An 11506-nucleotide genomic window follows, 5' to 3' on the forward strand; every position below is an offset into this window, starting at 1 on the left:
CTGGTCGGAACTGCTTCCTCGTCATCCCTTGATCGATCCGAGCATCACGCCGGAGACGAAGTAGCGCTGGACGAAGGGGTAGACGCACAAGATCGGGATCACCGTGAGGATCATTGTCACGGCCTGGATGTTCGACGCCACCATCGCGGTCGTCGTGCCGGCCGCGGCGGCGCCCTCGGACGCCGTCGTCGAGGCGCCGGCGATCAGGTTCCGCAGGAACAGGGTGACCGGGAAGAGCTCGCTCTTGTCCAGGTACAGGAACGCCGCGAACCAGTCGTTCCAGAAGGCCACCGAGTAGAACAGCACCATCGTCGCGATCACCGCCTTCGACAGCGGCAGCACGATCCGGACGAAGATGCCGAACCAGTTGAGGCCGTCGATCTGCGCGGCCTCCTCGAGATCCTGCGGCAGGCTCTCGAAGAACGCCTTCATCACCAGCAGGTTGAACACCGAGATGGCGCCGGGCAGGACGATCGCCCACATCGTGTTCTTCATCCCCAGAGCGGAGATCAACACGTAGTTGGGCACCAGGCCGCCGTTGAAGAACATCGTGAACACGGCGATGCCGATCAGTGCGCCCCGGCCCCGGAGGTGCTGTTTCGACAGGACGTAGGCGTAGGTCGTCGTGAGCGTCATGGCGATGGCGGTCCCGACCACGGTGTACAGGATCGTGTTGCCGTAGTTGCGCCAGAAAGTGCCGTTCGACATCACGGCGACGTACGTGTCGACGTTGAAGCCGACCGGCCAGAAGCTCACCTGGCCGGCCTTGATCGCGCCGGCCGAACTGAACGACTGGGCCAGTACGGTGATGAACGGGTAGAGCATGATCACGCAGAGCAGCACGAGCAAGATCAGGTTCAGGACCGTGAAGGCGCGGTAGCCGACGCTGTCCTTCACTCCGGCGGTACGGGTCGTCGAGGTGATCACCACAGGCTCGTCCCCACCACTCGGCGCGCGATGAGATTCGCGGACAGGACCATGACGAGGCCGATCAACGCCTGGAACAGGCCGATCGCGGCCGCGTAGCTGAGGTTGTTCGACATCAGCCCGACCCGGTAGAGGTAGGTCGAGATCACGTCGGCCGTCGAGTACGTCAACGGGTTGTACAGCAGCAGCACCTTTTCGAACCCGACGTTGAGGAAGGTCCCGATGTTCAAGATCAACAGTGTGATCATGACGGGGCGCAGCCCGGGCAGGGTCACGTGCCAGGTCTGCCGGAGCCGCCCGGCCCCGTCGATCTTGGCCGCCTCGTAGAGCGCTTCGTCGATCGAGGTCAGCGCGGCGAGGTAGAGGATGGTGCCCCAGCCGAGCGTCTGCCACAGCTCGGAGCCGACGTAGATCGTTCGGAACCACTCGGGCCGCTGGATGAACGCGACCTGCTCGCCGCCGAACGCCCCGATGATCTGGTTGACCGTGCCCTGCAGCGACAGCAGCTGCAGCACCATGCCGGCGACGATCACGATGGACAGGAAGTGCGGCAGGTAGGTGATCGACTGGACCACCTTCTTGAACGCCTTCTTCCTGACCTCGTTGAGCATCAGCGCCAACAGGATCGGCAACGGGAAGCAGACGATCAAGGTGGTGCCGCCGAGGATCGCGGTGTTCGCGAACACCTTCCAGAAGGCCGGGTCGCCGACGAACATCTCGATGTAGCGGAGCCCGACCCATTGCTCGCCGAAGATGCTGCCGCCGGGCCGGAACCGCCGGAACGCGATCACGTTGCCGAGCATCGGCCCGTACTTGAAGATCACGAAGAAGATCAACGGCAGCAGCGCCAGCGCGTACAGCTGCCAGTCGCGTCGCAACGCCTGCCGCCAGCTCCGCCGCCGGCGCCCGGTCGGCCGGGGTGGGCCGAGGAACTCCGGTCCCGGCCCGGCCGACGGATCGGCCGGTGCCGCGCCGGTCCCGGACCGGAGTTCGAGGTCCGTTCGTGTGGTCGCCATGAGTCAGCTCCGCGCCGCCGGCGGCCTCAGCCGTTCTGCTCGACGAAACGCTTCCGCGCCCCGTTGAGCAGATCGAGATAGTTCTGCAGACCTTGGCCCTCCAGCTCCGCCACGTACTTGTCCCACTCGGCGATGTCGCGGTCGCCGAGGATGAACTTCAACGTGTTGGTGTCGACGGTGTCCTTCAACGGGGTCGCCATCAGGGAGGCCTGCTCGAGCTCGGTCTCGTTCAGCGGAGCCGGCGGGTACGGATCCCGCGGCTTCCGGCTGGACAGCACGGCGTCGATGTAGCTGACGAACTCGGGCGCGTTGTAGGACTCCTTCAGCGCTCTCGACTCCGTCGAGTCGGCGAACACGGCGTTCGACCAGCCGAGATCCTTCTGCAGGTCGGTCTTCCCCTTGGGGTTGAGGTTGTACGCGTCGAGCGAGAACTCCGGCTTCAGGGCGATCTTGCCGTCGGCACCCTTCGTGTAGGTCTCGCCCTCGACGCCCCACCGGATCAGTTCCCGGGCCTGCGGGTTGTAGTAGAGCCAGTCGAGGAACTGCAGCGTGGCCAGGAAGTGCTCGGAGTCCTTGATCTCGGAGTTGAGCATGAAGCCGTTCCAGAAGTTCCGCGGCTCGACCACCTGGCCGGCGGGCCCGCCGGGCGGGGCGATCTGGAGCACCTCGAACTTGCCCTTGCCCACCGTCTGTTCCAGGGCCTGGGCGAACTCGATCGCCGTCCCGGCCGAGCCGGAGGCGGCGAAGACACGGTGGTTCGCGAACTTCTCCGCGACGCTGCCGCCACCGCCGCCGTCGTTCGACGCGGTCATGGACTCGGTGTCGACAAGATCATCGGCGACCAGTCCGCGGAAGTACTCCACCATCTGCTTGTACTCCGGCGAGGTCGCCGTGTACTTGAGGCCGCCGGCGCCGTCGTCGACCATGCCGTCGCCGAAGCCCCAACCGGCCCGGGCACCCCAGGCGTGCGAGGCGTAGTTGAGCAGCGACTGTCCCTCGAAGCCGTCCGCGAGCGGCTTCGAGTCCGGATACTTCTGTTTGATCTTGAGCAGCGCCGTCCGCATCTCGTCCCAGGTCTGCGGGACGGCTGCCCCGACCTCGTCGAAGACGTCCTTCCGGATGATCACCGTGAACACCGGGACGGACACTTCCTGCAACCCGGGCACCATGTAGGACTTGCCGTCGGACTGCCTGAGCCGGGTGATCATCTCGGCCAGGTCCCACTCCTGGACGTACTTGTTGAAGTTGGGCATGTGCTGGACGTAGTCGCTCATCGGGAGGATCGCGCCGGAGGAGACGAACGACTCCTCCTCGCCCGTGTAGACCAGGGGAATGACGCTCGGAGCGTCGCCGGCGCTGATCAAGAGGTTCCGCTTCTCGGTCGCGTCGCTGAACGGGATGTGCGTGGTCTCCAGAGTGACGCCGGTGCGCTTCTCGATCTCCTTGAAGAACGTCCACGATTCCTTGACCGGCAGGTCCGGCCAATCGGTCCAGAGCACCGACAGGGTGAACGGCTCGGTCGCCTTGAACTGGGTGTCCGCCGCGAACCCCTCCATCGCGCCCTTGGACTTGCCCGCGAGATCGTCGGCGCCGGGATCGCCGCCGCCCGTTTCGGCACTGCAGCCGGCGACCATCAGTCCGGCCGCCGCGGCCGAGTAGCCGAGGACCTGTCGGCGGCTGGCTCGCAGCGGCCCTCGCCCGAACACGTCTGACATAGCTCTCCTCATTGAGATGGATCGGATCCGTCGGCCCTCGACCGACGACAGAAAGTTTCGATCACGATGCGATACTTTCCCTGAATCTAAGAGGGGCTCGCCGCGAGTGTCAAGGATCCGCGGACGTCCGTGATCCTTCGGTGACACGGGGCAACTGTGCTGCTCGGCTGGCTGTGCCCGTGCTTCGAAAGTTTCGTGGTGACAGGTCGCGTCCTGGTTAGGCTGGACGAAAGTTTCGGTACGATCCGGTGCCACGAACATCGGAGTCGAGGAGGACCATGGCCGGCAAGCGTCCCCGGATCACGATCGCCACGATCGCCGACCAGGCCGGGGTGTCGATCCCCACGGTGTCGAAGGTGCTCAACGGGCGCGGCGACGTCGCGCCGGCGACCCGTGAGCTCGTCGAGGCACAGTTGCGCGAGTCCGGCTACCAGCGACGCCGTACCGCGGCGCCGAGTCCGGTGCCGATGATCGACCTGGTCTTCCACGATCTCGGCAATCCCTGGGCCGTCGAGCTGATCCGCGGCGTGGAGGAGGCGGCCCGGGACGAGAACGTCGAGGTCGTCCTGTCCGAGTGCGGCGCGGGCCGGCGACCCCGCCAGGAGTGGATCAACTCCGTGCTGGTCCGCCGCCCGGCGGGTGTGATCATGGTCTTCTCCGACCTCGCGCCGGACCAGCGGGCGCAACTCGATGCGCGTCAGATCCCTTATGTGGTGGTGGATCCGATCGGCGAGGAGGATGACTCCGTGGCCTCGATCGGCTCGAACAACTGGAGCGGTGGCCGGGCGGCGACCCGGCACCTGATCGAGCTGGGGCACCGCCGGATCGGCGCCATCAGTGGCCCGGTCGACACGATCTGCGCGCGGGCGCGGATGGACGGCTACGTCGACGCGCTGCGGCGGGCGGGACTCCCGGATGCCCCCGAGCTGGTGCGGGTCGGCGATTTCAGCGTCGAGGGCGGCTACCGGTGCGCGCGCGACCTGCTGGCGCTGCGGGACCGGCCCACCGCGATCTTCGCCGGCAGCGACATGCAGGCCCTCGGGGTGCTCCGGGCTGCGCGCGAGCTCGGCTGGGACGTGCCGCGCGACCTCTCCGTCGTCGGGTACGACGATCTGCCGCTGGCGTCCTGGGTCTGGCCCTCGCTGACCACCGTCGCTCAGCCGCTGGTCGAGATGGCCGGTCAGGCCACCCGGCTGGTCCTGGCGATGGCGCGCGGCGAGCAGCCGGCCGTCCGCAAGATGGACCTGGCGGTCCGGTTGGTGGAGCGGGAGAGCACCGCGGCCTGGACCCGGTCGGCCGCGGTCGAAGGCGCGTCCTGAGTCAGGAGCCCGCGGTGATCACTGGTACGGGTCGACGATCGGGCGGAGCTCGGCCAGCGTCGCCTTGAGCTGGGCCATCCGGCGGGACCCGAGGTGCCGGGTCCACTCGGCGTCGATCTCGGCCTCGACCTTGCGGGCGATCGCCACCACCTTGCGGCCCTTGCGGGAGATCCGGACCAGCCGGGCCCTCGCGTCGGACGGGTCGACCACCCGCTCGACGTACCCGGCGGCCTCGAGGCGGTCCACCAGTGCGGTCGCGGTCTGCTTGGCAACCTGGGCCTGCTCGGCCAGCTCGCTGAGTCTCGTCCCGTGCGGGCCGATCCGCGCCGCGATCCGGCCCTGGGCCACGGTCAGGTCGGAATAGCCGGCCGCCTGCACCGCCTCGATGACGCGGGTCTCGACGGCCCGGCTGGCCACGAACATCAGGACTCCGACGTGCGGTTGATCAGCCACCTGCGCCCCTTGTGATAGTCCCACAATCGAACTAAATTAGTCCCATCATCGTACTAGTTGCTGCGGTCGGGCGGGAGTGGGGGATGGCGGTGGACGAGACGGACGAGCTGTGGTCGATGATCGACGCGCAGCGGGAGCGGACGGCGACGCTGCTCGAGCAGCTGACCGAGGACGAGTGGCAGCAGCCATCACTGTGCGCGGGCTGGACGGTACGCGATGTCGCCGCCCACCTGACGCTGCAGCAGCTCGGTGCCGGAGACGTGGCCGGATTCGTGATCCGTCACCCGACGGTCCTCGGCAGCATGAATCATCTGATCAACGGCATCGCCCGGATCAAGGCCGCCGAACCCGCGGACGGGCTGATTGCCGAGATCCGGGGGATGATCGGCTCCCGCCGGCACAACCTCGGCGTCACGCCGGGGGAGACCTTGATCGACATCGCCGTGCACGGTCAGGACATCGCCGTGCCGCTGGGTCGCGAGCTGGAGCTGCCGCCGGTGACCGCAGCCCGGGCGGCGACCCGGGTCTGGTCCTACGGCGGCCGCGGCAAGGCGGCGGTGTTCGCCAGGATCCCCGTCACGGGATACCGCCTGGTGGCGACCGACACCGCCTGGGAGCGCGGCGAGGGCCCCGAGATCCGGGGGCCGATCACCGCGCTGCTGCTCCTGATCACCGGCCGCCGCTCCGGCCTCAGCCGACTGGACGGCCCCGGCGCGGATCAGCTCCGGGCCGCCGGCCACGGCCCTTCGCGCCAGGTCACCTGACGGCTGGACTCACCTGACGGCTGGACTCACCTGACGGCTGGACTCACGGGACGGCGGGATCACCGGGCGGCGGCCCCGACGTAGTCGGCGAGGTGCTGCCCGGTGAGGGTGGAGCGGGCCGCGACCAGCTCGGCCGGGGTGCCCTCGAAGACGACGCTGCCGCCGTCGTGGCCCGCGCCCGGACCGAGATCGATGATCCAGTCGGCGTGCGCCATCACGGCCTGGTGGTGCTCGATGACGATCACCGACTTGCCGGCGTCGACGAGCCGGTCCAGCAGGCCGAGCAGTTGTTCGACGTCGGCCAGGTGGAGACCGGTGGTCGGCTCGTCCAGGACGTAGGTGCCGCCCTTCTCGGCCATCCGGATCGCCAGCTTCAGTCGCTGCCGCTCGCCGCCGGACAGCGTGGTCAGCGGCTGGCCGAGCGTGAGATAGCCGAGCCCGACGTCGGACATCCGGGACAGGATCGCGTGCGCCGCCCGGGTCTTCGCCTCGCCGGCGGAGAAGAACACGTCGGCGTCGGCGACCGACATCGCGAGCACCTCGCTGATGTTCTTGCCGCCGAGCCGGTACTCCAGGACTTCGGCCTGGAACCTCTTCCCGCCGCACTCCTCGCAGACCGTCGCGACACCGGCCATGATCGCCAGGTCGGTGTAGATCACGCCGTTGCCGTTGCAGTTCGGGCAGGCGCCCGAGGAGTTCGCCGAGAACAGGCCGGGCTTGACCCCGTTGGCCTTGGCGAACGCGGCCCGGATCGGGTCCAGCAGTCCCGTGTACGTCGCCGGGTTGCTCCGCCGGGAACCGCGGATCGCCGTCTGGTCCACCGACACCACGCCCGCGTCCTTCGGGATCGAACCGTGGATCAGTGAGCTCTTGCCCGAGCCGGCGACGCCGGTGACGACCACCAGCACGCCGAGCGGGATGTCGATGTCGACGTTGCGCAGGTTGTGCCGGTCGGCGCCCCGGATCGGCAGCGTCCCGGTCGGCTTCCGGGTGGTCTCCTTGAGCCTGGCGCGGTCGTCCAGATGCCTCCCGGTGAGGGTGTCGCTGGCGCGCAGCGCGTCGACCGTACCCTCGAAACAGATCGTGCCGCCCGAACCGCCGGCGCCAGGGCCGAGATCGACGACGTGGTCGGCGATCGTGATCGTCTCCGGTTTGTGCTCCACCACGAGCACCGTGTTTCCCTTGTCCCGCAGGCGAAGCAGCAGATCGTTCATCCGCTGGATGTCGTGCGGGTGCAGCCCGATGGTCGGCTCGTCGAAGATGTACGAGACGTCGGTCAGGCTGGAACCGAGGTGCCTGATCATCTTCGTCCGCTGCGCCTCGCCACCGGACAGGGAGCCGGACGGCCGGTCGAGGCTGAGGTAGCCGAGCCCGATCTCGACGAACGAGTCGAGGGTCTGCTGGAGGGTCTTGAGCAGGGGAGCGACCGCCACGTCGTCGAGCTTGCGGACCCACTCGGCCAGATCGCTGATCTGCATCGCGCAGGCGTCGGCGATGTTGATCCCGTCGATCCTGGACTCCAGCGCCGCCCGGTTCAACCGGGTGCCGCCGCACTCCGGGCAGGCCGCGAACGCCACCGCCCGCTCGACGAAGGTCCGCAGGTGCGGCTGCAGCGCGTCCTTGTCCTTCTGCAGGAACGACTTCCGGATCCGGGGCACCAGTCCCTCGTAGGTCAGGTTCATGTCGCCGACCTTGACCTTGCACGGGTCCTTGTGGAGGAAGTCGGCCAGCTCCTGCTCGGTGTAGTCGCGGATCGGCTTGTCCGGGTCCAGGAATCCCGACTCGATGTAGATCCGGACCTGCCAGCCGTCGACCCGGCTGAACACGATCCGCAGCATCGCGTTCGCGTCCGTTGCCGTGCCGACCGTCGACCGGGAGTTGGCGCCCATCCGCTCCTGGTCGACGATGATCGCCGTCGTCAGACCCTCCATCAGGTCGGTGTCGGGCCGGTCCAGGCTGGGCATGAAGCCCTGGACGAAGGTGCTGTAGGTCTCGTTGATCAGCCGCTGCGACTCGGCCGCGATGGTGCCGAAGACGAGCGAGCTCTTACCGGAGCCGGACACTCCGGTGAACACGGTCAGCCGTCGCTTGGGGATCGCGACCGACACGTTCTTGAGGTTGTTCTCACGCGCGCCGTGGACATGGATCAGGTCATGGGAATCCGCCGGATGCATGGACGAGAACGTAGTCGTACCCACTGACAAACCCGGTGCTGAACGGGCGAGCCGCCGACCTCCGACGGCGTGTCGCCGACCCGATCAGTTCGCGTCAAGGCTGCAACGCCGATCATGGTCGGCACCGGGGTCGCCGAGTGGACGCGTTGACCTCGATTTGACGCTGTTCAGAGGTCAAGGAGTCCACTCGGTGGGAGAAGACCTGCGCAGGGAATGTCGGTGCCCTCGGCAAGAATCGTCGGTCCCTGCGGGAGGAGATGCTGTGCTCGGAAACCTGAAGACTGCGATCGAGTTGATGGCGCAATGGCGGAAGGCAGGTGACCTTCCCTATCAAGCAGTCGCCGGGATAGGAGCGATGCTCGCCGTGGTGTCGATCGGGACTGCTCGGCGTCCGAGCGACATCGTCGTGCAGTCCCTTGACCTCATCAGCGTCGGGCTCTTCTCAAGGAGCTTCGTGCTCGTCGCGCCGCCCTTGGTCGCTGGCCGGTCTGAGCTCGTGCAGGAGATCTGCCTCCTGATCGCCGCGACAACTTACACCGCGATGGTCGGCATGACTTTCGCTCTTCGTGATCGCGCCACTGACATCGAGACAGTTGCCGATGGCATGGTCAACTGTCGGGCCGCGTCAACGTTCTGGCTCGCAGTCGCGGTTGCGGCGCAGCAAGGGCCAATCGTCGAGCAGGCGAAGTCGGCCGGGCGGATGATCGGGTACTCCGCCGGCATGTTCCTGGCAGTGTGGGTGTTCATCGGATTGCTGTACTGCGCGGTCCGATGGCTGGGTCGAGCTTCTGCCACCACCTTCGTGGTTGAGCGGATAGCCCGACCTGTGGTGCATTTCTCCCTCATCGTCTTCATGGCACTCGTCGCGATCGCTGTCGTCCCGCTCAAGGTGCCCTTCGCAGTGGCTGGATGGTTGTGCCAGTTCGAATCGGAGACACGCCGCGAGGAACGCGAACGGGCGGCACGCCGGTGTACAAGCCGACTGGCCGGGTCCGGCAACGTTGCCTCCAGATCTCGCCGCGGATCCGCCGAGACTCGAACTCATGTCGGTGTCCGGACGGTCGGCTTGCGGGTTCGTGGGTGAAGGGTTGCCGGCGTTCCGGAAAGTCCAAGCGGACTGTCGGAGGCAGCAGGTAGGTTCGGGCTCGCGTCGAGGCCTTGCGGTCCTTGACCTTGACCCCGCTTGAAGTTCTACGGTGCGAGTCCGTACCGACGTTGACTGAGGAGACCATGACCGAGACCGAGGTTGTCGCCGTTCCGGCACACTGGCGACGCAACCTTGCCATCTTCCTGTCCGGCCAGACCGTGTCCCTGTTCGGCTCGATGATCGTGCAGTACGTGGTGATGTGGTACGTCACGCTCGAGACCCAGTCCGGGATCGCCGTCGCTCTCTACGCGGTGGCCGCGTTCGCGCCGCAGGGCATCGTGTCGATCTTCGGCGGCGTGCTCGCCGACCGGATGAACCGGAAGGTGCTCGCGATGTCGGCCGACATCGGCATCGCCTCCGCGACCCTGGTGCTGGCGTTGCTGATGATGAACGGGATCACCGACCTGTGGATCATCCTGCTGGCAGTGGGCGTCCGGTCGTTCGGCGCCGGCGTGCAGACACCGACCGTCCAGGCGATGATCCCGCAGCTCGTCCCCGGTGATCAGCTGATGCGGGTGAACGGCATGTTCCAGACGATCCAGTCGGTCATGTCCCTGATCGCACCGGCGTTGGCGGGCGCGATCTACGCCTTCGCCGGGATCGTGCCGGTGTTCTTCCTCGACGTGGTGACCGCCGTGATCGGGGTCGTCCTGCTGGGTCTGGTCACCGTGCCCACGCTGGCCCGGGCGACCGAGTCGACGACGACGTACGGGCAGGACCTGGCGGAGGGCGCCCGCTACATCACCAGCCATCCGATCGTCCGCTGGCTGCTGGCCGTGTTCGCGATCCTGTTCCTGCTCACCGTCGCGCCGTCCTTCCTGACGCCCTTGATGGTGGCGCGCAGCTTCGGCGACGAGAAGTGGATGCTGGCCGTGCTGGAGATCGTCTTCAGCGTCGGCATGATGCTGGGCGGGATCCTGGTGTCGACGCTGCTGGCCAAACGGAACCCGATGCAGTTGATCTTGGTCGCGACGTACGGGTTCGCCGTGTTCACCATCCTGCAGGGCCTGGCGCCGAACCTCTGGGTCTTCTACGGCTTCATGTTCGCCTTCGGCCTGATGGTGCCGCCGTTCTCGTCACCGTTCATGACCCTGATCCAGCGCACGGTGGAGCCCGCCAAACACGGCCGGGTGTTCAGCTACGTGGGGATCGTCATGGCCCTCGCGACGCCGATCGGGATGGTTGCCTTCGGGCCGCTGGCCGACGTGATCAGCGTGCAGCTGCTGCTGATCATCGCGGGCATCGTGACCATGATCGTGATCACGATCGCGATCATGCTCCCGTCCGGCCGGGCGGCGCTCGCGGCGGCCCGGGAGACCACGCCGGACGAGGATGCGGGCGAACCGGCCGAGCCGGGCCAGAGCGACTCCGACACCCCGGAGCCGGAGGCTCCGGCCACGCTGCGCTGACCTCGGTGCCGCGGCCCGGACCCGGGTCGCGGCACGGACCGGCCTGCTCACCTGATGGACCCGGCGGAACAGTTAGTTAAGCAGATTAACTATACTGTCCGGCGGGAGGTGCCATGGGGAAGCGGCAGAGTCGTCGCGACGCGGTACGGACACTGCTCCGGGCCGGGCGGATGTTGGACCGGGTGAACACCGGACTGACCCCGCCGCAGTACCGGTTGCTCTCGCTGCTCGCCGACGGCACCGAACGTTCGACGGCGCTGGCGCAGCGCCTGACGGTGTCCAAACCGGCGATCAGTGCCGCGGTCGAGTCGTTGACCGCGGCCGGATTCGTCCGGCGGCGCAGCGACGAGTCGGACCGGCGGATCACCTGGCTGGAGATCACGACGGACGGCGAGACGGCGCTGGCCGTGGCCGACGACGCCCTGGTGCGGCGCCTCGACGAGGTGCTCGCCCAGCTGGACGACCCGGCGGCTGTGCTGACCGCCCTGGCGGAGCTGGACGGGGCCATGGAGAGAAATCGGGAGGAACGACGGCGTGCTCGACAGGCGTGATCAACCCAACTCGGAGCCGAATTCACCGCAA

Annotated in this window: 10 protein-coding genes; 5 read left to right on the forward strand and 5 right to left on the reverse strand. The window is 67.4% G+C overall.

Going from position 1 to position 11506, the window contains the following annotated elements:
• Positions 1-21 precede the first annotated feature (21 nt).
• The 3 genes from AC6CCG_RS18310 to AC6CCG_RS18320 are packed head-to-tail and all read right to left on the reverse strand — an operon-like array spanning position 22 to position 3658.
• Positions 22-927 carry a carbohydrate ABC transporter permease gene (locus AC6CCG_RS18310; RefSeq protein ID WP_496656034.1) on the reverse strand — a complete coding sequence of 302 codons (906 nt, stop codon included), beginning with the start codon at positions 925-927 and terminating at the stop codon, positions 22-24.
• Positions 924-1943, reverse strand: a complete 1020-nt coding sequence (locus AC6CCG_RS18315; protein ID WP_496656035.1) for an ABC transporter permease — start codon at positions 1941-1943, stop codon at positions 924-926. Before AC6CCG_RS18315 ends, AC6CCG_RS18310 begins: the two co-directional genes overlap by 4 nt.
• 26 nt (positions 1944-1969) lie before the next feature.
• Positions 1970-3658: an ABC transporter substrate-binding protein gene (locus tag AC6CCG_RS18320; RefSeq protein WP_496656036.1), complete on the reverse strand. Its 1689-nt coding sequence runs from the start codon at positions 3656-3658 to the stop codon at positions 1970-1972.
• Positions 3659-3936: 278 nt separating this feature from the next.
• Between AC6CCG_RS18320 and AC6CCG_RS18325 the strand changes: the two genes are divergently transcribed.
• Positions 3937-4977, forward strand: coding sequence for a LacI family DNA-binding transcriptional regulator (locus AC6CCG_RS18325; protein WP_496656037.1), 1041 nt, complete (start codon positions 3937-3939; stop codon positions 4975-4977).
• Between the two features lie 18 nt (positions 4978-4995).
• On the opposite strand, the gene AC6CCG_RS18330 is transcribed toward AC6CCG_RS18325, so the two are convergent.
• Entirely contained in the window at positions 4996-5430 is a 435-nt protein-coding gene (locus tag AC6CCG_RS18330; protein WP_496656038.1) for a MarR family winged helix-turn-helix transcriptional regulator, read from the reverse strand.
• A gap of 83 nt (positions 5431-5513) precedes the next feature.
• On the opposite strand from AC6CCG_RS18330, the gene AC6CCG_RS18335 reads away from it, so the two are divergent.
• A complete protein-coding gene (locus AC6CCG_RS18335; protein WP_496656039.1) occupies positions 5514-6194 on the forward strand; it encodes a maleylpyruvate isomerase family mycothiol-dependent enzyme in 681 nt (226 codons plus the stop codon).
• A gap of 59 nt (positions 6195-6253) precedes the next feature.
• Here the strand turns inward: AC6CCG_RS18335 and AC6CCG_RS18340 are convergent, their stop codons facing one another.
• Positions 6254-8368 carry an ATP-binding cassette domain-containing protein gene (locus tag AC6CCG_RS18340; RefSeq protein WP_496656040.1) on the reverse strand — a complete coding sequence of 705 codons (2115 nt, stop codon included), beginning with the start codon at positions 8366-8368 and terminating at the stop codon, positions 6254-6256.
• Between the two features lie 262 nt (positions 8369-8630).
• Between AC6CCG_RS18340 and AC6CCG_RS18345 the strand changes: the two genes are divergently transcribed.
• The 3 genes from AC6CCG_RS18345 to AC6CCG_RS18355 all read left to right on the forward strand — a co-directional run bounded on the left by AC6CCG_RS18345 (position 8631) and on the right by AC6CCG_RS18355 (position 11475).
• Complete coding sequence (locus AC6CCG_RS18345) at positions 8631-9452, forward strand: hypothetical protein (protein WP_496656041.1); 822 nt, start codon at positions 8631-8633, stop codon at positions 9450-9452.
• 146 nt (positions 9453-9598) lie between these two features.
• Positions 9599-10924 carry an MFS transporter gene (locus AC6CCG_RS18350; RefSeq protein ID WP_496656042.1) on the forward strand — a complete coding sequence of 442 codons (1326 nt, stop codon included), beginning with the start codon at positions 9599-9601 and terminating at the stop codon, positions 10922-10924.
• 113 nt (positions 10925-11037) lie between these two features.
• Positions 11038-11475 carry a MarR family winged helix-turn-helix transcriptional regulator gene (locus tag AC6CCG_RS18355; protein WP_496656043.1) on the forward strand — a complete coding sequence of 146 codons (438 nt, stop codon included), beginning with the start codon at positions 11038-11040 and terminating at the stop codon, positions 11473-11475.
• Positions 11476-11506: the final 31 nt, after the last annotated feature.

Source organism: Microlunatus sp. YIM B11417, from assembly GCF_059617205.1.

Bases quoted from the DNA above. Each gene is read 5' to 3' on its own strand.
- AC6CCG_RS18315 (WP_496656035.1), bottom strand. From the start codon at position 1,943: ATGGCGACCACACGAACGGACCTCGAACTCCGGTCCGGGACCGGCGCG.
- AC6CCG_RS18335 (WP_496656039.1), top strand. From the start codon at position 5,514: ATGGCGGTGGACGAGACGGACGAGCTGTGGTCGATGATCGACGCGCAG.
- AC6CCG_RS18350 (WP_496656042.1), top strand. From the start codon at position 9,599: ATGACCGAGACCGAGGTTGTCGCCGTTCCGGCACACTGGCGACGCAAC.
- AC6CCG_RS18340 (WP_496656040.1), bottom strand. From the start codon at position 8,368: ATGCATCCGGCGGATTCCCATGACCTGATCCATGTCCACGGCGCGCGT.
- AC6CCG_RS18325 (WP_496656037.1), top strand. From the start codon at position 3,937: ATGGCCGGCAAGCGTCCCCGGATCACGATCGCCACGATCGCCGACCAG.
- AC6CCG_RS18355 (WP_496656043.1), top strand. From the start codon at position 11,038: ATGGGGAAGCGGCAGAGTCGTCGCGACGCGGTACGGACACTGCTCCGG.
- AC6CCG_RS18320 (WP_496656036.1), bottom strand. From the start codon at position 3,658: ATGTCAGACGTGTTCGGGCGAGGGCCGCTGCGAGCCAGCCGCCGACAG.